The organism is Pauljensenia sp. 20925_1_34 (genome assembly GCF_041432775.1).
Taxonomy (GTDB): domain Bacteria; phylum Actinomycetota; class Actinomycetes; order Actinomycetales; family Actinomycetaceae; genus Pauljensenia.
Map to the genome: position 1 here is coordinate 35,534 of NZ_JAPWAG010000015.1, position 21,108 is coordinate 56,641.

Sequence of the window (21,108 nt, forward strand, 5' to 3'; positions counted from 1 at the left end):
GACCCGGACGGGCCGGAACAAACTTTGACCTAGTGGTCACTGGAGATCAGAGTACAACACTTATCGCGGAATCTAAAAGCCCTTTTTTAACATTTCCCAAACTTTTTCAACAACGAATCCTGGGTTTGACGACACCCGTACGAAGCGCCGCCAAACCCAGGTATTGCAGGGATATCTTCCCCTCCGCTTACCCGATCAGGGCACCTGAAGGGCCGAAGACATAGGTGCGCCCATTGATTATCTGCACATCGGTCAACATCACTCCGTCAGGCCCCAGATAGTACCAGGCGTCACCCTGCTTGAGCCATCCGGTGCGCATCGCTCCTGTCAAGTCCAGGTAGTACCAGGCGCCGCCTACTTCTATCCATCCGGTGTGCATATTGCCGGAGGATCCCAGGTAGTACCAGGAGCCGCGGTCAAACAGCCATCCGGTGCGCATGACGTTCGTAGCCGGGTCGAGGTAGTACCAGTAGGGCCCTCCATACACGCCGTCACGCACCCATCCGTTCGCCAGCGCCCCGGTAGCGTCCGCGTAGACCCACTCGCCGCTCGGGCGCTTGAGGAACCCGGTCATCATGTAGCCGGAGGGGCCGAACTGGTAGTCGGCGCCGTCAATCGTGAACCATCCCCCGGCGAGGTAGCCGGTCTCGTTGGCACACACGTACCACCAGCCGGTGGCGTCCTTGGCCCAGTGGCCGCCCGCGGGGCTCACGCACGGGCTGGGCGTGCCCGGGTTGCCGCTCGGCAGGTTGATCGGGAAGACCTCGGAGGGGTTCAAGCCGTAATCCCACGCGAGGATGTACGGGTTGGCGATGACGTCGCCCGTGCCGCCCTGATCGGTCCACGCCTGCTGGATCACGCTCATCGGAATCTCCACGTGGTACGTGTAGCGACCGTCGGCGCCGACACTGCCCTCGTCCTCGGTGAAGACGTGGCGGTAGAACCACAGGCCGTCGGCCGGATCGTGCAGGTCGACCGCCGCCAGCGGCGAGGCATCGGTGACGTCGAAGGTGACGACGAAGCCCTCATCCTTTCCGGAGTACACCAGCTCGGAAATGACGGGCGCCGCGGTGTCGAGGCGGAACATGTAGGAGATGGACTGCTCGGTGGGTGACGGCCCGTCGTTGCGGGCGGCAATCGTGAGCGTGTACTGGCCGTCGGGCAGATCCTTGAACGCGTCTGCGGTGGCATCTAGGGCCGTGGGGTCGTGGTAGGCCTCGACCCACGTGTTCTCCTCTGTGCTCGTCAGGTAGATGGACTTCCAGTTCCGGTAGTTCGTCACCGACGCGACGGCTTCCCCGGCCTCGTTCGTGTAGGTGCTGGTCAGCGTGTGGACGCTGCGCAGTGTGCCCGTGCGCGGTTCGAGGACCGTGGGGGCGCCCGAGGCCTCGGCCCGGGAGATCACGTAGCGCTGGGCGTTGGGGGCGCCGACGCGATCGGCTGCCTTGACGAGGGGGTTGTAGCCGAGGAGGTCGCCGGTCTTTCCGTTGATGATGGCCGAGGCGCGGGTGTGCGCTCCGCCGTCGGAGGCCAGCGCGTCGAAGATCGGAGCCTTACCCCAGTCGCCGTAGAAGCCCAGGAAGGGCACAGCGAGGTCGGGCTGACCCTCGGTACGCGAGGCGAAGCGCACGAAGCCGTCGAGGAAGGTGCCGGACGGCGCGTTGTCCGCGACATACTGGGCGAACTCGGCGCCGGGCGTCACGTCAACGCCGACGGTGGCCTCCCCGCCCGCGGGGACGGTCACGCTCGCGCCCTCCCCCGCCGACGAGGCGGAGCCGCTGAACGCGATGTCCACGCCACGGCCTCGCCAATCCGAGGAGTGCTCGGTGAAGAACCCTCCGTCGACGATCTCCGAGAGCGCCTGGGAGCCGAGCTCGTAGGTCGCGGGCGCGTCGGAAAGGTTGTGGAGGACGACGTCGAAGTGCCAGCCCTTGGTGCCGTCGCCCAGGTCCGCCTTGGGACGGGACGGCTCGGGAGCACCCTTCACGGTCGGATACACGGACGAGGTCGTGGCCGCCAAGGCGTCAACCAGACCGGCTCCCTGCTTGCGCGGGGAGTACAGGGCGCCCGAGGTCTGGGCCGCGTCGGTCAGCGGGCGCGCGGTTCCCATGATGAGGTTCTGGACGACGTCGGCCTGCTCGCGCGCACTCATCGAGGCGAAGAGCGGGTCGGACTGGACGCGCTGGAGGACAATCGCGGAAATGCCCGCCATCTGCGGGGTCGCCATGGACGTACCCGAGGTTTGCTCGTACGCACCGTTCGGTATCGCCGAGAACACGTTGCCACCGGGCGCCGCGATCTCAGGCTTGAGGCGCAGGTCCGGGGACACGCCCCACGCGGAGAACTCGGAGGCCTCATAGATCGTGGACTGGGGCAGGACCTGCCCCTCGGTCATCGTGAGGTGATGGTCGGCGGCCTCGAGCATCGCCAGGCCGTCGGCCTGGGAGATGAACGCAGCCGGGACGTCCTGGGTCGTCAGGTTCATGATGATCAGCGAGCCGACCGAGACGTTGTTGTAGACCAGGACAGCCGCAGGGTGCAGGTCGTAGAGGTTCTCAACCTTCTTCTGGTAGGTCATCTTGCCGCGCGAGACGAGCGCGATTTTACCGGACAGCCCGTTCGGGAACTTCTCCTTCAGGGCGGCAACATCCTCCTCGGAGGCGAATCCGGCGTCCACGTACTCGTAGGTGCCAGCCGGCAGGTCGGAGAAGTAGGCGACCTTCTCGCCGTTCATGCCGCGCGAGCGCTGGTAGCCGATGTCCATGCCGGCGGCCGTGAAGGCGTTCCGGATGAGCGCGTTCTCGACGGAGCCTACGGCCACGACCGAGGGGTAGGTGGCGGGCTCGTCCATCACAGAGGTGTCGGGGTCGGAGGCGTAGGGCAGGCCCTTGCCGGAGTTGTTGCCGTATCCGGTCGAGAAGGCGTTGCCCGCGGCCGCGTTGACGGTGATGCCCTCCTCCGCCAGCTTCTTGTAGACGGTCGCGTAGACCGAGTCGGCCTCGTTGTCCATGCCGGCCGTCCACCCCAGCGACAGGTTGATGACGTCCGGGTGCAGGACCACCATGTCGTCGAGGGAGGCGAGCAGCGCCGAATCCAGGAGCGCGTCGTCCTCGGTGCGCGTCACCTTGCCGACGATGATCTGCGCGTCGGGGGCCGTGCCGACGATCTTGTCGGCGTTACCGGCTGCGATGCCGGCGACGTGCGTCCCGTGGAAGCCCGAGCCGCCCTCACGCGGGGAGGCATCGTTGTCACCGTCCGCGTAGTCGTAGGCGAAGGGGAACTTCTCGTTGACGTACACGCCGGTCGTGCCCTGCCCCAGCTTGGGCCGCAGGGCGTCCACGGCATCCTCGGACAGGGCGGGCGTGGCGGCCAGCGCGGGCGTGAATGCCTGGTGCGTCATGTCCACGCCCGTGTCAATGACGGCGATGACCTTTCCCTCGCCCTTCTGGGTGACCTGGTCGGTGCGCATCATGAGCTGGGCGCTCAGGTTCGCAGGGTCCTGCCCCTCCACCCTCGAGGCCCGGGTGCCGCCCTCGGCATCGACGGCGGCCACGTCGCTCACGTGCCCCTCGCGCTCAAGGAACGCGGCCGTGACGCCCGGGGCCTTGCGGATCGCGTCCAGCGACCCGGCGGGCGCCTTGAGGGCGAAGCCGTCCAGGACGTTGGCGTACTCGCGCTCCACGCTCACCGAGGCGTTTGGGAAAACCCCGGCCACGGCCTCGTTCACGGAGGACAGGGCCGCAGCGCGGTCGGTCCCATCGGCGAGCTGCACGATGATGCCGACGACACGCGCCGGGTCCTGGCCGGGCGAATCGGCCTCCTGCGTCTGCCCGTCCTTCGAGGTCAGCGCAGTATTGACGTCGCCCACCGGGGCCGAGGCCGGGGTGTCCTGTGCGGGAAAGTGGCCTGGGAGCATCGGCGAAGCCACGGACGCTGGGCCCGTCACCACGAGCGCGAGCGCGCCGACAAACGCCAGGAGGGAAGCTGGTTTCTTCATTGACATAAGCCTTCTCCATTGAGTATCACAGACGACTGCTGCCGGTGTGGGCACCCCCACGTCGCAGCCGCCTGAGACTACGCTACCGGAAAAGGCGAGAGTGACAATCTCAATCCCGCTTACCCAACCGTTAAGCCCGACTGAATTGTCAAACGGGCCGGGCCCGGGAACGCGAAACGCTGCGTTCCCGTCCTACTACCAGTAGGGCCCAGGTGCGCATGGAGGGGTGCGGCCCCTCCCTTTCGTGTCGTTGTGGTGTGATGTGGCCTAGGGCGAGGTGTTGGCCGGGGTTGTGGGTTGTCTTCCGGGCTTGGGTTGTCTTCTGCTTGGGGCACTTCGTGATGCCTTTGTGGCGCCTCATGTTGTGGTTCCTCAGAAATGTCGCACGTAATTCCCCGACATGTATTTCAAACATTGAAATCACATCGTTGGAATTCTGCGGTTTTCCCGATACCTATGAAAAGTTAGGGTACCCAAATTACGTGCGAGTTTTGGTTGATGAGGCACCCCAGGCGAACTCCTGTGTGCGGTCGTCGTCCCACGACACTGTCCACGATCCCCGGGACACTTCGAACACCACCCCCACACCCCACAATGCGAAGAGCCCGTTAAGCCCAACTGAATTGTCAAACGGGCCGGGCCCGGGAACGCAGCGTTTCGCGTTCCCGGGCCCGGCCGGTGCGTGTCAGAGGCGTCAGGTCACTTGACCCATGCGCCGTTGGCGTCCAGGTAGTACCAGGTGCCACCCAGGTTGATCCAGCCGGTCTGCATGGCACCCGAGGCGTTCAGGTAGTACCAGGTACCGCCCAGGTCCAGCCATCCGGTCTTCATAGCACCCGAGGCGTTCAGGTAGTAGTAGGTTCCGCCCAGGTTCAGCCAGCCGGTCGCCATCGCGCCGTTGCCGTCCAGGTAGTACCAGGTACCACCCAGGTTCAGCCAGCCGGTCTGCATAGCGCCCGAGGCGTTCAGGTAGTACCAGGTACCGCCCAGGTCCAGCCATCCGGTCTTCATAGCGCCGTTGCCGTCCAGGTAGTACCAGGTGCCACCCAGGTTCAGCCAGCCGGTCACCATGTAGCCGTTCGCGTCGTGGTAGAACCAGGAGCCCTGGTCCATCACCCAGCCGGTGCGCATGTAGCCCCTGGCATCGAAGCGGAAGACGCGACGGTCAATCGTGACTGCAGTGTTCGCCGGGTAGGAACCGTCAGCATTGCGGTACCACCAGCCCATCGAGTCCTGCATCCAGGTGCCCGTGGGAGCGGGCTGCGGCTGGGGCTGGGGGTCCGGCTGCGGCTGGGGCTGCGGGTCCGGCTGCGGCTGAGGCTGGGGATCGGGCTGCGGCTGGGGCTGCGGGTCCGGCTGAGGCTGCGGGTCCGGCTGCGGCTGAGGCTGCGGGTCCGGCTGAGGCTGCGGATCCGGCTGCGGCTGAGGCTGCGGATCAGGCTGAGGCTGCGGCTGCGGGTCCGGCTGCGGCTGGGGGTCCGGCTGAGGCTGCGGGTCCGGCTGAGGCTGCGGATCGGGCTGCGGCTGCGGGTCAACCCACGGCGCGGGAGCGGTCGCATCCTGCTTCAGGGACTTCACAACGGCGATCGTCGTCGCCGTTGCCTCGGTTCCGTCGGGCAGGGTGGCGGTCAGGTTCACCTGATCCCAGTCGGCAATGTTGCCGCCGGTGATCGTCGCACTCTTGCCGTCCTCGGCAGCCTTCAGGATGACCACACCGCCATACTCCAGGCCCCAGGTCAGGGTCGCGTCCTTGAACTTCTCGGGCAGCAGCGGCTTGAGGGTAACGGTCTCACCCTCCTCCATGTCCACGCGGAGGTGATCGACGGCAATCTCGTCCTCGCCCAGCTCGGTGGCACAGACGTTGACGGTGGCCATCACCGGGTCGAAGACCATCGGATCCATGTAGTCAGCGACAGCCCTAACGTCCGAGCAGCCTTCCTTCAGGGCAGTCACGAGGCCCGACTCATCATCGACGTTCAGGACGTCGATGTCATCGCCGGACCAATTGATCTTCGTCATGTTGGCGTTCTCAGGCTGGTGCGTGACGCCGATCATCGTCTGCTGACCAACAGTCATGGTGAGCCGACCCGACTCGATACCGAAGTCGAGGGAGGTCATGGCGACGGGCTCGATCGCGACGTCGGCACGCTTCGAGGGCTTTCCGTCGCTCCCCCACGCAACGAGCTTCACGGTCGCGGGCAAGGCCTCCGTGTGGCCAGCCTTCGTCCAGGCCGCCTGGATGTCGGAGAACTTGATCTCAAAGCTGTAGTGGTGAACGCCGTCGGCGGTGACGTTGCCGGGGAAGTCGACGACGCGACGATAGAAGATGGCGTCGGTGGCCGGGTCGCGCAGGTCAATGCTGGACAGGCCCGGGTTGTCCTCGACCTTGAAGCTGACGGAACCGCCGAGCCCCTCACTGATGGTCGTGACACCAGAAATCGTGGGGCCGTACATGTCGGGGTCGGGCGCCGCAAACGCGGGGGCTCCGAAGGCTGCACCGGACGCCACCATCGCGCCGGTCGCCAAGGTCGCCAGGAACGCCCTATGAACTAACTGGGACATACTCACTCCAATGTTGATCCAACGAGCCATACCGCCCGGTTAGGCTTAAGGCTCGTAGGACGAACGCTACTGCGTAAATGAATACCTAGCAAGCCATTACCCACTTACCACCCGCAAGATACAAGCTATTACGTGGAGCTTTCAGTGACACCTAGGCCCATTTTTAGGCCGGTTTTCAACGGCAAACTAACCAATGCACATATGTTTCGACTCGCGCGCACGTTTTCTCAATCACAGATCGTTTAAATTCCTGAATATTGCAATGAACCACTCTACTGTCTACCCGGTAAGCGCACGCCGCCCCGGCCTCGTCACTGCCGATCCGACAGCTCCAGGTTCGCGCGCACGACGATCCCGATGCGCTCAAGCATCGCATCATCAACCCAGCCCCCATCCAGGGCCGCCAGGCGCGGGTGCACGGGGGCCTCGTCGAAAAGACGATCGAAGCCGAGAATTCCTCGCCACAGCGGAATGAGCTCCTCGTGATAGGTGTGCCCGTGGCCGCCGGGCGCGGTCCCCGCGACGGGCAGGTCGGCGAGTACCTGAATGTAGGTCGCGAATCGCGTGAACTCCACGTTCAACGAGACGTCGCGCCCGGCGCGTTCGCGCAGCCAGTCCGGCTGCGTCCAGATGAGCTTGTTGGTCCACCACACGACCGGATCCGAAGGATGCTGAGCATAGACGACGCGCGGGAACCCCCACGGCCCAAGCTCGCGCCCATACAGGTCGGTACGCAGGTCCGAGGGCTCGTTGACGAAGCGCACGCGCCGAGCATTATGGACGACGGGGGCCACCTCGGGGCTGCCCTTGTGCCGAGCGGCCGTCAGGGCCGCATGCATCGGCGTGAATGAGGGAGTGCCCACCCACAGGGCACCATCCACCCGCGCCAGGACGTCCTCGAAGGACTCGAACACGGACTGCGACGCGAAGGCCCCCAAGGACTCACCGCACACGAAGAGGGCGGGTCGGTCGGCCTCGTCCATGAGATCCAGCTCGGCGCGCACGGCGGCAAACAGCGCGGCAGAGGCCTCCTGCGCGGGCTCGAGTCCCGTCAGCCAGTTCAGCGCCGAGGGCACGTAGGAGTACTGCAACGAGGCCGTGGCGCAGTTCCCGCGCGTGAGGAACTCCAGGGGCTGGACCTGCCACTCGTCCACCCACCCGGACCCGGTGGACGCCGCGATGAGGATGACGGCCCGGTCGAACGCGCCCGTGCGGTGCAGCTCGGCGACGACCGTGGCGGCCGCCTGCTCAATGCCCGACCCGCCCGTGGGCATCCCGGAGTAGACGCGGATGGGCTCCATCGCCACCCCACCACACACCTGCGCGATGTCGAGGCGCGAGGGGCCGCGCCCAAGGAAGACGCGCCCCTGCCCACCCACCGACTCCCAGGTGACGGACGAGGCCGGGGACGCCGAACGCTCAGGGACGACAGGCTGGTAGATGCCGCGCGCCGTACGCATGTTGAGCTGCTCGGCCTTGCGGCGAAAGAAACCGATGCCGCCTCGCAGAATGACTTTGGACGTCAAGAAGAACATGATCGCGAACAGGATCACCATGCTCACCACGATGGCGGCCGGGCGCGGCATGTGCGCGTCCAGGGATGCGATGAGCATCCAACACAGCCGGTTCAGGGCTCCAACGATATGCAGCAGCATCCATGACACGACGACCGCTCCCGCGGTTCCCAACAGGTATTCGCCGAAGGTCTCCCCCGGCATGTTCACGAGCGCCGCAGCCTTGCGTGCCCTGCGATAAGACTGGATGACGGCGTAGATCCACCAGAGCGCAAAGAGAGCTCCGATTCCGATGCGGAAGCCGAGCTCGACGGGCTCGGAGGCGCTGATCGTCAGGCCGGTCAGGCGAATGACAAGCTGGGCCACGTTCTGCACGACGACGCCGGCGACATATCCGCAGGCGACCAGGATTCCCGAGGCAACGGCGTGCCAGGCCCACGAGCGCGCCATGAGCGAGGGGGACACGCTCACCGCGTACATCGCCAGCGCCGCAATGACACCCAGAAACGACAAACCCATGCGGACATTGTGCCAGGAGGCGGGTGCGCTCTCAGAGCAGGAACGAGGCCTCTCACCCCGAGGCACCCTCGCCCCGGCCGCAAGTGACAAGCGGGCGCATGGAAATGGATGCGATTGTAACGGGGTGCCCAGTGATGGCCGGAGATGTATTCTTGCCACCAGGTTAAGGCTTCATCTACAATGGATATCGTCTATTGGTGGGGGGTGACAATGTCATTATTCGAGGATGATCCCAACCTGATTCGCCGTCAGGAGCGTCAGGTACGAGAGCAGGCGGAACGCGCCCGCGCGATGCGTCAGCGCATCGAATCTGTCCAAGGAGTAGGCGTCTCTCCCGACAGCAGTGTCGAGATCATTGTCGATTCAGCAGGGACGCTGCTCGGCATTGGCATCGAGGGCGCGCCCAACGAGATGTGCGAGGCCATCATGGCCGCCTACGCGGCCGCCCGCCGCAACGCTGGCGAACAGGTGATCGCAGCTTCCCAGGAGGCTTTCGGCCCCCGGTACACAGGCATTGAACGCATGCGCTCACTGTACGGCATCCCCGAACCCGACGACCCCGCCGAAGATGATTCCACTCTCCTGGTTCGCCGACGGAGGCCCTGGGGGTGAGCGAGAATTATGCGGCCAATCCGTCGGCTATGACCGCGCACGCGCATCGGCTCAGCTCCTACCAGGGCGACCTGGAGCTGGCCTCCGACGCGCTGCGCCAGGCCTCGGCCAACAAGGGCGCTTTCGGGGCGATGGTCGGCCCTTTCATCGCCCCTCTCTTCCAGCTCGTCGAGGCCGGGGAGCACCTGGCCATCAACGGTGCGAGCATCGCCCTGGACAAGCTCTCCCAGTCCCTGATCGCCAGCGCGCGCGACTTCGAGGCGCACGAGGCGGCTTCGGCGGCCAGCCTGACCGAGGTCAGTCTGGGTGGACGGGGAGGCCTCGGTGTCCGCTGACGGCACGAATTCTCTCGTCGCCGAGCGCCAGGACACCACCTCGCCCCTGTCGGGCGCGGGCCTCCTCGACGATATCGAGCAACTCAGCTCGGCCATTACCAACAAGTCGTGGGTGAGCGAGGCCCTGGCGGGCGTCGCCATGGGCGTCGACACCATCGCGTACGTGTCCGACCCCCTCGGAACCCTCATGGCCTGGGGCATCGGGTGGGTCTTCGACCATATCCAGCCTTTCAAGGATTGGATGCTCCAGCTCGCCGGCGACTCCGACCAGCTGCGCGCAAACGGCCAGACCTGGAAGAACATCTCCGCGACCCTGCGGGCAGCGGCGCACAACATCGAACAAGACGTGCGGGCTTCATTCCCTGACGGGTCGTCCACAGGCAGCACAGCCAGCGCCTACGTCACCGCTTCCAGCGCCACGACCGCGGGCATCGCAATGGCGGGCACCCTGTCGGGGGCGGTGGGCACCGCCTACGACGTGTGCGCCGTCATCATCCAATTCGTTCACGACTTTGTGCGCGACGCGATCAGCCAGGTCGTCGGCTCGATCCTGTCGTATGCGGTGGAGCTGGTTGCGTCTTTCGGGACGGCATTCCCCCTCGTCATGGAGCAGATTTCCACCAGGGTCGCCTCCCTGATGGGCGGCGTCTCCAAGCGCATCACCGCCCTGAAGGAATCCCTGTCGAACCTGGGCGCTCAGCTGACCAACGCCGACCAGCTGCTCAAGTCGCTCAAAGAATGGCTCCACAACCTCACCCACGCTGACGCGCCGACAGCTCGCGCTGATGGCGCGGCCCCGCCCAAGGCCTCGATGGCGAGCGACGCCCCCGCGCCGAAAACGTCGGCCGACGCACCCACCCCAAAGGGAGACCTGTCGGAGGGGCCACACCCCCACTCGGGCGATCCGGCGGGCAACTACAGAGTCGAATTTTCATCAAGAAACAGGGCTCGTATCGATGAGTAACGGTTGGAGCCGCCTATGAAGTCAGTATTCACAGTTGCATACAGGGGAACCTTCGGCGAGTTCATGGGACTGTACCGGGTCGGGGACGAGAAGCGTGTGCGTTGGGGCAAGAGCTTATTCATTGAGGCGATCAGCAACGTCGACCCTGCGCAGCGTTACCCCATGTGCGAGTTCCTCTTAGACCGCGAGTGCGTTCTCGATGCGGGCACTAAGGATGGAACGAACCCGTTCCACATTCTCTTCGCGCAACGCGCGCACGACATCACCGAGGATGTCGCCCTGTGTCGCCGCCTCATCGAACGCGGCGTCCCCCTCGGGGCGCCCGACGCCCACGGATGTATCCCCCTCGTCCACCTGATCTCCAACCAGGAGTATTCCGACGAGGAACTCACTCCCCTGTACGACCTGTATTTTGAGGCGCACGACCCCGGTTTCGACGCACAGCTCACAGGCTCGCACGATACCGTGTACAACGTTGCTCGCCGATGGCCCCACCGACAGGCACTGGCCGATCGCATCGCCACACGCCTCGGCATCGACCCCACCACTTCGACCCAGGACACATGACATGACCCCCACCTTCGAGGACAGCGCGCGCAATTTCCTGTCGCTTCTCAACAAGCTGCCCCCCACGCCAGCAATCACCTTCCGAGGCTTCGTCGACCCCTCCGTCACGCAGGCCCGCGTGGTTACCTCGCCCGCACTGACGGCGACCTCACGCAGCATCGCAATCGCCACGAACAACCTGCGCGCCCCTCTCGTCGCGGTGATCGTGGGCGCGAACGGGCGCGACCTGGCACCCCTCATGGCGGGCGCACCGACGTTCAACCTCGAGGAAGTCACCTACCTGCCCGGGACCTACTTCTGCCAGCACCCTGCCGTGGAGTTCGCGGGCGTTACGATCCAAGTCTTCGAGGAGATGTGCGTGAGCGAGGATGGCACAAGCCTGGACATCGCCCGTCCCCTCGACTCGTGGAACCCGATCCTCGCGGTCCTGGAACCCGCCCTGCGCGAGGCTCGCGCCCAGTGCCTCGCCCTACCCGAGGGGGCCTCGGACCGATTCATGGTCCCCGTCGAGTAAGACCCGCTCGCCGCCCGCGCGGCAGCAGACACAAAGGAACGCTCATGACCACCACGTTCATTACCAACGCCGGGGCTGCGATCGTCTCACGCAAGATCGTCGAGCGGACGGGCAACATCAAGTGGCTGACCCGCGAGGCACCCATCGCCCCGCAGGATACGGGCTGGCGCGTCCTGTCCGACCGCGATACCGACGAGTACCTGGCCGATCCGGCCAACATGACGGTGGTCGACTTCAACGAGCTGTGCGCCCTTGAGCCCGCCTGCATCGGCATCTACGACCTGCCGGTCGGCTCCGACATCCAGCTCGTCGTCGAACCTGACGGACGTCGGCGATGGTTCGATAACAAGACCGAGAAAGAGATTTCCTTCCGCTGACTCACGCAGCGGCCCCGCCCTCACAGGTGAGTGAGCCACACGAGGGTCGTGTAGGGGATGGCGATGTCCTGGCCCGGCGCGTAGCCCAGGTGTTCGTACAGGTACCAGCGCAGGTTCGCCTGCATGCGCTCGCGCCCGGCCGGGGTGGATCGGATGTAGGACGAGCGCGTGGTCCCCAGGGTGAGGATCTGCTCGGGCGTCATGACGTCCTGCCAGGCGACCTGCGTCAGTCGCATGGGCGCAAACCCGCCGCCCGGCGTGGGCGGCCGGTCGGGTCGGTGGACGTCTCCAGAGCGCATGATGCGGGTCAGGCGGTGCACCCACGGGATCGACACGTCCATCTGGTTCCACACGATGCCGAGCACGCCGCCCGGCGCGAGGATGCGAGCGGCCTCGACGCCCGCACGCTCGGGATCAACCCAGTGCCACGACTGGGCAAACACGACGATATCGAACACTGCGTCCGGCAGGGTCGTCTCCTCGGCGACGCCGGCGCGCCACGTCACGCCAGGAATGGACGAGGCCTGGGCGCGCATCGCCCCAGAGGGTTCCACCGCGTCCACGACGGCCCCGGCGCGGGCCAGGAGCTCGCTCATTTTGCCGGTGCCCGCGCCGATGTCGGCAGCGCGCAGCGAACCATCCCGGCCCGACGCATCCACGCCCCGCGCGCGCCGCGCGGCATCGATCAACGCGGCCACGGCCTCGCCCGGGTAGGCGGGGCGCACGGAGGCGTAGGCGCCGCCCTCCCCGACGAATGGGTTGACATCCAGCGAGGCGGACGCACCGTCCGACAACGTGGCACAATCCGCGCTCCCACGCGCATCCGGCGGCTCATCCACAAGGCCGACCACGGCCTCGTCCCCGGGGGCGCTCACAGAAGCCCGCTGCCCAGTCGACACACGTCGTCGACGTAGTGAACGTACCAGGGCTGGCTGCGCCACTCCTCGTAGGTCAACTCACGCGAGCGCTCACGGGTGCGCTGGTCGTTACCGTGCAGCAGCTCGACCAGGCGCGCGTCGTCCGCGACGAGAGTGATCTCGTAGTTCAGGCCGAAGGAGCGCACATCCATATTGGACGAGCCGATCGCACACAGGCTGCCGTCCACGATGACGTACTTGGAATGCAACATTCGCGGCTTGCGGTACAGGTGGATGCGAACGCCGGCCTTGAGGAGCGTGCCGTAGTACGAGCGCTGGGCGTGCCCGACCAAGAACTGGTCGAATTGCTCGGAGACGAAGAGCTCGACCTCGACGCCGGACAGGGTGGCGTTGGTCAGGGCGGTGATGAGCGCCTCGTCGGGGATGAAGTAGGGGCTCGTGATCGTCACGTGTGTGCGCGCCGAAGAAATCATGTGCACGAAGGCGCGCAGGTTCGGCGTGCCCTTAAACGCGGGGCCCGAGGGGATGATCTGCATCGCCGAGGCCTGGGGATTCTCGCGCTGTTCGTCCGTGGGCGCGGTGGGCGCGATGGGCGGGGTGAGGTCGGCGGGCGTGAGGACTTCCTTGCAGGCGTAGTACCAGTCGACGGCGAAAACCGCCTGGATCTGGGAGACGATGGGGCCGGTGACGGACACGCTCGTGTCGTCGTAGAGTATGCCGGCCTTTGCGTAGGAAGGGGTGTCGTAGTCGGGGGCCACGAGGTTGTGGGAGCCTACGTACGCCTCGCGCCCGTCGATGACGAGGATCTTGCGATGGTTGCGCAGGTCGGGTCGGCGGATCTGGCCGCTCAGCGGCGCGAAGGGGAGCATCTGGTGCCACAGGATCCCCATGTCGTCGAGGCGCCGACGGAAGGCCTTATGGCCGGGAATCGTGCGCATGCCGTGGTGGTCGACGAGGAAGCGCACGGTGACACCGCGTGCCTTCGCGCGAGCCAGGGCCTCGTACAGGGGGGCCGTGTATTCGTCCCAGGATGTCTGGAAATACAGGACGTTGACGTGATGGGTGGCCTTGTCGACGCTGTCGGCCATCGCGCGGAACGTCTCGGCCGTGTCGTTGTAGAGGTGGCCGACGCAGCCCACCGACGCCGGAAACCCGGTCAGGTTGCCCGACAGTCGCATGATGGACGAGGTGTCGTCGTCCGAGCCGATGGGCAGACCATCCTCACCGGTCTGCACGTCGTAGGACTCGGCTTGAGGCGCGGTCGAGCCGGCCACGATGGCGTCGATGAGCTCTCGTGCCTCCGGGTCGTCGTCGAGGCGGCGTCCCATCGCCCACCAGGATCCGAAAATGAAGTAGAGCGGCACACCCACGAACGGCGAGAGAAAAATCAGCACCAGCCACGCGTTCGAGGTCGACGCGCGCCTGTGCTTGGGAACGACGCCCAGCGCGACGGCGCGGATGGCGAACTCGAAAGCCCCGAAGAGGAGCCAGGCCCACAGCGGGGGATCAGGATGTGGCGGCATCATGTGCCTATTTTACCGGCCGCCCCAGATCCTGACGGGCCCATCGCTGCCAATGCGGCGCGTAGGTCTGCCCGTCGCGCGCGATGGCGCGGCTTCGGCGTTCCTCCTCGCCGGGGTCGGCGATCCACACGGACAGGTCGGCCTCGGCCTCGAGGGCACCGCAGCCCTCGATGATCGCGGGCGCCAGGGGGACCCGCACGGCGTGGCCGGGCGCGCTGGCCTCCCAGTCCCAGGTGACGTAGGACGAGGGTCGCCCCGCGCGCAGGTCGTGCGCGATTGCCCGGGCGACGCGGGCACCTTCGGCCAGCCCGTCCCAGCCCGGGTACCAGTCGTCCAGGTGGAGGATCTGCCAGCCCTCCAGCTGGCGCTCAAGGGCCGCGGCCAGGGTGGACTTGCCCGACCCCGAGTACCCGTCGATCGTCACGACGGGGACGCCCGCGGGCGCGGCCTCGCACATCGACGAGGCCCCGGCGGCCTCCTTCGCGAGGGCGCGCAGGCGAGGGGCGAGGTCGCGCGCGGCCTCTTCGGGGGAGAGGGTCACTGGCACGGTGACCCTCTCCCCCACTCCCCTGCGCGCGGCCTCGGGGGACGTGGCCGCCCCACGCTGGCCGGTCATCGGCCCACCAGCGCAAAGGTTCCGGCCCACACGCTCACGGCCAGCGCGATCGCGGGAATGGCCACGGCGACGGCTATAAGCACGGCGTCCGCGGCGCGCAGGCGCGAGGGACGCGCCCACGTGCGCTGACCCTTCGCGCCGAAGCCGCGCGCCTCCATCGTGGTGGCGAGCTTGCCGGAGCGACGCAGCGCGAACACGAGCAGCGAGAACGAGCCGCGCAGGAAGGAACGGATGCGCGAGGCGTCGCCGACGCCTCGCGCGCGTCGGGCCCTCTCGAGGGCCTTCCAGTCAGCAGCCATGAGCGACGTCATGCGCGCACCGGCCAGCGACGCCAGAACGGGCCTGGCGGGCAGGTGCAGGATTTGTGCGAGGCCGTCGCCCATGTCTGTGGGATCGATGCGGTCGAGCAGCGCAATCGCCGGGATGACGAGGGCGCACATGCGCAGGCCGATGCCCAGGGCCAGCCATATCGAGTGTTCAGAGATGGCTGCGGGGCCGAATTCCCAGAACACCCGGCCGCCCGGCGAGGCGTAGAGCAGCATGGACAGCGCTCCCAGCGGCGCGGCCACCGCCAGCGGCGTCGCCTTGAGCGCGAAGCTGCGCGCCGACACGCCCGACAGAGGGATGAGTGCGAGCTCGAGGGCCAGCGCGACCCCTGCGCTCACAGGGTCGATCGAGATCAGCAGCGGCGTGGTCGCGACCAGCAGGGCAAGCACGCGGGCGACCGGGTTCGTGCGGGCCAGGAGGCCACGCCGGGGCGCTCGGGCGGTGGTGGGCGCACACATCCGTGCGGCACCCGCAGTCGCCGCACTGGCAGGCACCTCGCCCGCAGGCGCGTCAGCACCCGTCGCATCGCCGGTTATCGTCGCGTCCGCGCTATCGTCAGATTCCGACCCGACACTCGTGCGGGACGCGCAACCAGAGTAGGCCTCGTCACGTGGGGAGGCGAGCGCGGACTCGGCGGAATCGCGCGACTCTCCCCCACCTCGGATCCCAACCAACCCCAGGTCGATCACGCGCTGTCCCATCGCGGCCACGAACGCGGGGTCGTGCGTGATGGACACCAGGGTCACGCCGCGCTCGAGGGCGGCGCGCAGCAGGCGCACGAGGCCCAGCCACGTGCCGCGGTCCTGGCCGAAAGTCGGCTCGTCGAGGATCAGCAGTTCGGGGGCGCTGATGAGGGCGGTCGCCACGGACAGGCGGCGCTTCTCGCCGCCCGACAGCGTCATCGGGTTGGCGCGCGCAAGCTTAGTGAGGCCCAGGGCCTCCAGGTGTTCTTCGACGAGGGGGGCGATCTCCTCCTCGGTCATGCCGACCGCGCGCGGGCCGATGGCGAGTTCCTCGGCGACGGTGGAGGCCAGGAACTGGTACTCGGGCTCCTGGAAGACCATGGACATGCGGCCGAGCAGCCGCTTGCTCGGCCAGCCGTGGGGATCGCCGGCCGTGCCGTCGGCGGTCTCGACCTCGACCGTGCCCTCCAGGGGCGGCAGGAGGCCCGCCAGCGTCAGCGCAAACGTCGATTTTCCGGCGCCGTTCGCGCCAACGATGCAGGTGGAGACGCCGCGCTCGAGCGTCAGGTCGATGCCGCTGCGCACCGGGGCGTCCGCCGCGTAGCCGATCGTCAGGTCAGTAACGCGGGCGATCGGGGCGGCTTCGGACGAGGCCGGGGCTATCTCGGGGGCGGGGCCGACCTCGGCGGCGACGTCGTCGCCGGGAAGCCAGATGCCGCGCTCGCGCAGGGCGCCGCCCTGCTGGTCGAGGACCTCGTCGAGGGGGCCGTCGGCAGCGATGCGACCGTCGGCCACCACGATGACGCGGTCCACGAGGGGCGCCCACACGTCCACGCGATGCTCGACGACCACCATCGTCGCGCCCGTGCGTTCCACAACGGCCTCGACGGCGGCGCGCACCTCGGCGACGCCGCTCGGATCCAGGTTCGCGGTCGGCTCGTCCAGGAGCAGCAGGCCCGGACCCATCGCGAGAATCGACGCGAGCGCCAGGCGCTGCTTCTGCCCGCCCGACAGCTCCGTCGTCGAATGATGCAGGGGCACATCCAAGCCCACCGCATTCAGGGAGTCGGCCACGCGAGGCCATATCTCCTCGCGGGGAACCCCCAGGTTCTCCATGCCGAAGGCCACGTCGTCACCCACGCGGGCCAGGACCACCTGGGCCTCGGGGTCCTGCATGAGGAGGCCCACGCGGCCCCTAGCCTGCGCCGGGGCAACGCCGTCAACGGTGAGCGTGCCGGTGGCCTCGCCCTCCTCGGCGCCACCCAGCAGGCCCGCCAGGCCGCCCATGAGCGTCGACTTGCCCGACCCGGACGGCCCGAGCACCAGCACGCGCTCACCCGGCGCGATATCGAGATCAACGCCCGACAGCGCGGCGTTCTTGCGCCCAGCGTGACGCCATCCCCATCCGCGCGCGCACACGCGCGCGCCCGCCCCCTCACCCAGCGGCACCCGGCCATCCGGGGAGGACACGGGGCGGGGGGAGGCGGAGGAGGCCTCGTTCATGGAGGGGGAATCAGACAAGCTCGCGCGCTCCTCGGCCCGAGGCGAAGCGGTCCAGGGCGCCCGTCTTCGCCAGCGCGTTCGTCAGCGCCCACGCGAGCAAGCCGGCCAGGACGATGCCCGACGCCACGCCGGACACCAGGTAAACAACGTTGAAAGAGACCTCCTTCGCGAGGTTGCCCTCCGTGAAGAGCTCAAGGCACCACTCAGCTGCGAAAGCCATGGCACCAGCGGCAGAGACCACCCACACGTTGAATCGGCGGTACACGAACGCGGCGAAAACAATCTCGGCACCGAGTCCCTGGGCAATGCCCGAATACAGCGCGCCAATCGCCCACTGGGAACCCAGACCCATGGAGACGGTCGCGGCCAGCAGCTCGACGAAGAGCGCGGCGCCGGGCTTGCGGATGACGTAGCCGCCGAGCGTGCCGCCCAGCAGCCAGATGCCCGTCACCAGGCCGCCGAGACCCGGCAGGATCGCCTTCAGAGCCTCGTAGCCCGCGTAACCAACCTGGTTCCAGGCGACGAAAATGAGGCCACACGCGACACCCAGGATTGCGGCAGTGACGATGTCAATAACCCTCCAGCGGAGGGAAGGGGCAGTGGAGGCCATGCGAGAATACTCCCTTCGTGTTGCACGGCGGCCACGTGGGAAGAGCCTTCCTACGCCGGTATGATCCGGATCAGGTTCTACGGTCGGGGATGGTCCCCTCTCAGCTCGATTCGAGCTCCCGTGGCACACTAGTGAGCATAGTCACTTGGTATTCATTGCGCTACTCGTGCAGGTGGGGGCCCTGATGGCGCCCCTCGCCCGTCCCCCCATCGCCCAGGACTCCGCGCTCCGCACGACGCAGCAGGTAGTGACGATTCGCGAAAGCCGCGCCCACGATGAACACGATCCACACCAGGGAATAGACGAGGCCGGGGCGAGTATCGTCCCACATCGCCAGGATGACGCCCATGGCCCCCATGAACGCCAGGACCACCCACGCGCCGAGCGCGCCGCCAGGCGACTTGAAGCGAGAGACCTTGTGTAGCTCGGGGCGGCGACGCAGGTACACCAGGTAGGACACGACGATGACCACCCACACGCCCATAAACAGAGTGGCGGACACGGAGGTCACCAGCGTGAACGCCGCCGAGATTGAGCCACCCATCCCCATGATGACGATGCCCGACAGCAGGCACACGCAAGACAGGAACAGGGCGTTGAGGGGCACGTGATGCTTCGAGAGGCGCGCGAAGACGCCGGGAGCCTGCTCCTGTCGGGCCAGGCCATAGAGCATGCGAGACGTCGAGTAGATGCCCGAGTTCGCGCTCGAGGCCGCCGACGAAAGCACGACCAGGTTCACGATCGTTGCCGCAGCGCCCAGGCCGGTCAACGAGAACATCGTGACGAAGGGGGAACGCTCGGGGCTGACCTGGTCCCAGGGGGTCACCATCATGATGGCCGCGAGCGCCGCCACGTAGAAGAGCATGATGCGCACGGGGATCGAGTTGACGGCCTTGGGGAGAGTGGTGTCCGGGTCGTCGGTCTCGGCGACCGTCGTGCCGACCATTTCGATGCCGATGAAGGCGAAGAGCGCGATCTGGAAGCCGCCCAGGAAGCCGGTGAATCCGTTGGGGAAGAAGCCGCCGTGGCTCCACAGGTTCGAGACGGCGGCGGCGGTCCCCTCCTCGTCGATCGTGCCCATGGCGACCATACCGAAACCGACGATGACCAGGGCGATGATCGCGATGATCTTGACGAGCGCGAACCAGAACTCCGTCTCGCCGAAGGCCTTGACCGTCATCGCGTTGAGGGCGAAGAGCAGCAGGGTCGTGGCAGTGATGGGAATCCACGGGGGCAGGTCCGGCCACCAGAAGTGCGTGTAGCCGGTGATCGCAATCATGTCCGCGACGCCGGTGACGACCCAGCACGCCCAGTACGTCCACCCCGTCACGAAGCCGGCCCACGGGCCGATCAGGTCGCGCGCGATGTCCGCGAAGGTCGCGTACTTGCGATCGGAGAGCAGCAGCTCACCCAGCGTCCGCATGAAGAGGAACAGGACTGCGCCGATGATCGTGTACACCAGCAGGATCGAGGGGCCCGCGACGGAGATCGTCTTACCCGAGCCCATGAACAGGCCCGTTCCGATTGCACCGCCAATGGCGATCAGCTGAATGTGGCGATTTTTCAGCGTTCGCTGGAGCTTTTCACCGCCCTGCTGCCCGGGCTCGTCATGCGCGACTGGCTCGCTGCTCATAAGTATTCCTTTCCGCCGATGCCGCCCACGGGCGGCGCTTTGCGCGGTCTTTGCGCGCGCACGTAGCGCGCTTGACCCTCCAACGCTACCGCAACGGCCCGCCCGCGTCCGAATTCAGGTGTCGCATGGCACGCAGCCCACGTGCAAGTTAGGTTAGCCTTATGGAATCAAAGAGACACTCCTCCTTCGACGAGGCCTCGGCCACCCACTCCCCTGCGGCCACCTCGGGCACTCCCGCCCGATCCACTGAAACCGCCCCCATCGAAGCCGCCACCCCCGCGCCCGTCGATGCGGCGCCGGAGGAGCCCGCATCGGCCTCGTTCCCTCTGATCGCCACGGCATCGGTGTCCACGGAGCGCGCGGCGCGTTACGGCAAGCAGCTTGTGAGCCACATGGGCCACAAGATCACGGGCTCGTGGGACGAGGAGGCGGGCAGCGGATACCTGCTGTTCGACCGCGAGGGTCCGGTTCTGGGACGTTTCGACGTGATCGCGTCGGCGTCTGATCTGCGACTCGAGCTACGCACGGAGCCCGAGCGCGCCGATCGCCTCGAATTCATCGTCGGCATCCACCTGGCGCGCTTCGGCGCGCGCGACAGCCTCGCCATTTCGTGGGAGCGCACCGACGGCAGCGAAGGCACCACACAGGGCCCCCTCACCCCCGAAGAGGTCGAGGCGCACGCCCGCGCCAAGAAGGCGGCGCGCGACGCGGAGCGCGAGGCCGGGCACGCGGCATCCGGGCACGCAACAGAGTAGCCGCGGCGGGCCCCATCAATTCCGCACGTAATTCCCTGACGGCCAGACGCGTTTAGGCCTCAAAACCGCAGAATTCCAACGTTCTGACTTCAAACATTGAAACAATCGCAGGGGAATTACGTGCGAAATTTCGGGAAGCTGACACCCACTCCCGGCACATGTCGATGCAGCTCGCGCAGCGTTCGACCCCGGGAGGCATTGCACTACTTTCGCCAGCATTGCACTACTTAGCAGGGCATTGCACTAGCTACTATCCAGTGCAATGCTCCCCCATCTAGTGCATTGCTCCTTCAACTAGTGCAACGCTCCCCAAAATGGCGCAACGCTTCGGAGTCACAAGCTCCACCACGGTTCGCACAGCAACTCCTACACCCTCTAGGTTCTAGTGGTGGTTGCAACGGATCTTGGCGAAGGAGTTCGTTGCGGGGCGGCGGTGCGCTGGGGCGGCTTGGTCGTTAGTGGTGTGCTGCCTGTGCGTGGGGAGGCGCGTATGTCCGCGTTTGGGCTTGTTGGTGTGGGCGGTGCACCCGATCCGTAAGCAATGCACCCGTTCTGAACGGGTGCAGCGCCCCATAAGAGGTGCAGCGCTACGTAACGGGTGCAGCGCCCCGTAACGGGT

Annotated in this window: 16 protein-coding genes and 1 riboswitch; of the genes, 7 read left to right on the forward strand and 9 right to left on the reverse strand. The window is 66.7% G+C overall.

Going from position 1 to position 21,108, the window contains the following annotated elements; all coding sequences use genetic code 11:
- Positions 1-187: 187 nt before the first annotated feature.
- The 3 genes from O3669_RS06970 to O3669_RS06980 form a co-directional block, all read right to left on the reverse strand.
- Positions 188-4,003 (reverse strand): S8 family serine peptidase, encoded by a 3,816-nt coding sequence (locus O3669_RS06970; RefSeq protein ID WP_371524170.1) that lies wholly within the window; start codon positions 4,001-4,003, stop codon positions 188-190.
- Positions 4,004-4,696: 693 nt separating this feature from the next.
- Entirely contained in the window at positions 4,697-6,559 is a 1,863-nt protein-coding gene (locus O3669_RS06975; RefSeq protein ID WP_371524171.1) for an Ig-like domain-containing protein, read from the reverse strand.
- A gap of 311 nt (positions 6,560-6,870) precedes the next feature.
- Entirely contained in the window at positions 6,871-8,592 is a 1,722-nt protein-coding gene (locus tag O3669_RS06980; RefSeq protein ID WP_371524172.1) for an alpha/beta hydrolase, read from the reverse strand.
- Between the two features lie 180 nt (positions 8,593-8,772).
- On the opposite strand from O3669_RS06980, the gene O3669_RS06985 reads away from it, so the two are divergent.
- Genes O3669_RS06985 through O3669_RS07010 form a run of 6 tightly spaced genes read left to right on the forward strand, consistent with a single transcriptional unit; the run spans position 8,773 to position 11,961 of the window.
- The gene (locus tag O3669_RS06985; protein ID WP_295966933.1) at positions 8,773-9,204 is read left to right on the forward strand and encodes a hypothetical protein; all 432 of its coding nucleotides are present in this window, start codon (positions 8,773-8,775) and stop codon (positions 9,202-9,204) included.
- A complete protein-coding gene (locus O3669_RS06990) occupies positions 9,201-9,539 on the forward strand; it encodes a type VII secretion target (RefSeq protein WP_371524173.1) in 339 nt (112 codons plus the stop codon). Before O3669_RS06985 ends, O3669_RS06990 begins: the two co-directional genes overlap by 4 nt.
- Positions 9,529-10,503, forward strand: coding sequence for a hypothetical protein (locus O3669_RS06995; protein WP_371524174.1), 975 nt, complete (start codon positions 9,529-9,531; stop codon positions 10,501-10,503). Before O3669_RS06990 ends, O3669_RS06995 begins: the two co-directional genes overlap by 11 nt.
- Before the next feature lie 15 nt (positions 10,504-10,518).
- Positions 10,519-11,070, forward strand: a complete 552-nt coding sequence (locus O3669_RS07000) for an ankyrin repeat domain-containing protein (RefSeq protein ID WP_371524175.1) — start codon at positions 10,519-10,521, stop codon at positions 11,068-11,070.
- 1 nt (position 11,071) lies between these two features.
- Positions 11,072-11,584 (forward strand): hypothetical protein, encoded by a 513-nt coding sequence (locus O3669_RS07005; RefSeq protein WP_371524176.1) that lies wholly within the window; start codon positions 11,072-11,074, stop codon positions 11,582-11,584.
- Between the two features lie 44 nt (positions 11,585-11,628).
- Complete coding sequence (locus O3669_RS07010) at positions 11,629-11,961, forward strand: DUF2185 domain-containing protein (RefSeq protein ID WP_371524177.1); 333 nt, start codon at positions 11,629-11,631, stop codon at positions 11,959-11,961.
- Between the two features lie 20 nt (positions 11,962-11,981).
- On the opposite strand, the gene O3669_RS07015 is transcribed toward O3669_RS07010, so the two are convergent.
- The 6 genes from O3669_RS07015 to O3669_RS07040 form a co-directional block, all read right to left on the reverse strand.
- Positions 11,982-12,836, reverse strand: coding sequence for a class I SAM-dependent methyltransferase (locus tag O3669_RS07015; protein ID WP_371524178.1), 855 nt, complete (start codon positions 12,834-12,836; stop codon positions 11,982-11,984).
- Positions 12,833-14,365: a phospholipase D-like domain-containing protein gene (locus O3669_RS07020; protein ID WP_371524179.1), complete on the reverse strand. Its 1,533-nt coding sequence runs from the start codon at positions 14,363-14,365 to the stop codon at positions 12,833-12,835. Before O3669_RS07020 ends, O3669_RS07015 begins: the two co-directional genes overlap by 4 nt.
- Before the next feature lie 4 nt (positions 14,366-14,369).
- Positions 14,370-14,978, reverse strand: coding sequence for a hypothetical protein (locus O3669_RS07025; protein ID WP_371524180.1), 609 nt, complete (start codon positions 14,976-14,978; stop codon positions 14,370-14,372).
- Positions 14,975-17,491 (reverse strand): ATP-binding cassette domain-containing protein, encoded by a 2,517-nt coding sequence (locus O3669_RS07030; protein WP_371524183.1) that lies wholly within the window; start codon positions 17,489-17,491, stop codon positions 14,975-14,977. Before O3669_RS07030 ends, O3669_RS07025 begins: the two co-directional genes overlap by 4 nt.
- 10 nt (positions 17,492-17,501) lie before the next feature.
- A complete protein-coding gene (locus O3669_RS07035) occupies positions 17,502-18,101 on the reverse strand; it encodes an ECF transporter S component (RefSeq protein WP_295920718.1) in 600 nt (199 codons plus the stop codon).
- 30 nt (positions 18,102-18,131) lie between these two features.
- Positions 18,132-18,233: riboswitch (TPP riboswitch) on the reverse strand.
- Between the two features lie 28 nt (positions 18,234-18,261).
- On the reverse strand, positions 18,262-19,734 hold the full coding sequence (locus tag O3669_RS07040) for an amino acid permease (RefSeq protein WP_371524181.1): 1,473 nt from the start codon (positions 19,732-19,734) through the stop codon (positions 18,262-18,264).
- A gap of 161 nt (positions 19,735-19,895) precedes the next feature.
- On the opposite strand from O3669_RS07040, the gene O3669_RS07045 reads away from it, so the two are divergent.
- Positions 19,896-20,489, forward strand: a complete 594-nt coding sequence (locus O3669_RS07045; RefSeq protein WP_371524182.1) for a DUF2218 domain-containing protein — start codon at positions 19,896-19,898, stop codon at positions 20,487-20,489.
- Positions 20,490-21,108: the final 619 nt, after the last annotated feature.

What these genes read in the sequence shown, in the direction of transcription:
- O3669_RS06970 (WP_371524170.1), bottom strand. Translation starts at nt 4,003, where the DNA reads ATGTCAATGAAGAAACCAGCTTCCCTCCTGGCGTTTGTCGGCGCGCTC.
- O3669_RS06975 (WP_371524171.1), bottom strand. Translation starts at nt 6,559, where the DNA reads ATGTCCCAGTTAGTTCATAGGGCGTTCCTGGCGACCTTGGCGACCGGC.
- O3669_RS06980 (WP_371524172.1), bottom strand. Translation starts at nt 8,592, where the DNA reads ATGGGTTTGTCGTTTCTGGGTGTCATTGCGGCGCTGGCGATGTACGCG.
- O3669_RS06985 (WP_295966933.1), top strand. Translation starts at nt 8,773, where the DNA reads ATGGATATCGTCTATTGGTGGGGGGTGACAATGTCATTATTCGAGGAT.
- O3669_RS07000 (WP_371524175.1), top strand. Translation starts at nt 10,519, where the DNA reads ATGAAGTCAGTATTCACAGTTGCATACAGGGGAACCTTCGGCGAGTTC.
- O3669_RS07005 (WP_371524176.1), top strand. Translation starts at nt 11,072, where the DNA reads ATGACCCCCACCTTCGAGGACAGCGCGCGCAATTTCCTGTCGCTTCTC.
- O3669_RS07010 (WP_371524177.1), top strand. Translation starts at nt 11,629, where the DNA reads ATGACCACCACGTTCATTACCAACGCCGGGGCTGCGATCGTCTCACGC.
- O3669_RS07020 (WP_371524179.1), bottom strand. Translation starts at nt 14,365, where the DNA reads ATGATGCCGCCACATCCTGATCCCCCGCTGTGGGCCTGGCTCCTCTTC.
- O3669_RS07025 (WP_371524180.1), bottom strand. Translation starts at nt 14,978, where the DNA reads ATGACCGGCCAGCGTGGGGCGGCCACGTCCCCCGAGGCCGCGCGCAGG.
- O3669_RS07030 (WP_371524183.1), bottom strand. Translation starts at nt 17,491, where the DNA reads ATGAACGAGGCCTCCTCCGCCTCCCCCCGCCCCGTGTCCTCCCCGGAT.
- O3669_RS07035 (WP_295920718.1), bottom strand. Translation starts at nt 18,101, where the DNA reads ATGGCCTCCACTGCCCCTTCCCTCCGCTGGAGGGTTATTGACATCGTC.
- O3669_RS07040 (WP_371524181.1), bottom strand. Translation starts at nt 19,734, where the DNA reads ATGAGCAGCGAGCCAGTCGCGCATGACGAGCCCGGGCAGCAGGGCGGT.
- O3669_RS07045 (WP_371524182.1), top strand. Translation starts at nt 19,896, where the DNA reads ATGGAATCAAAGAGACACTCCTCCTTCGACGAGGCCTCGGCCACCCAC.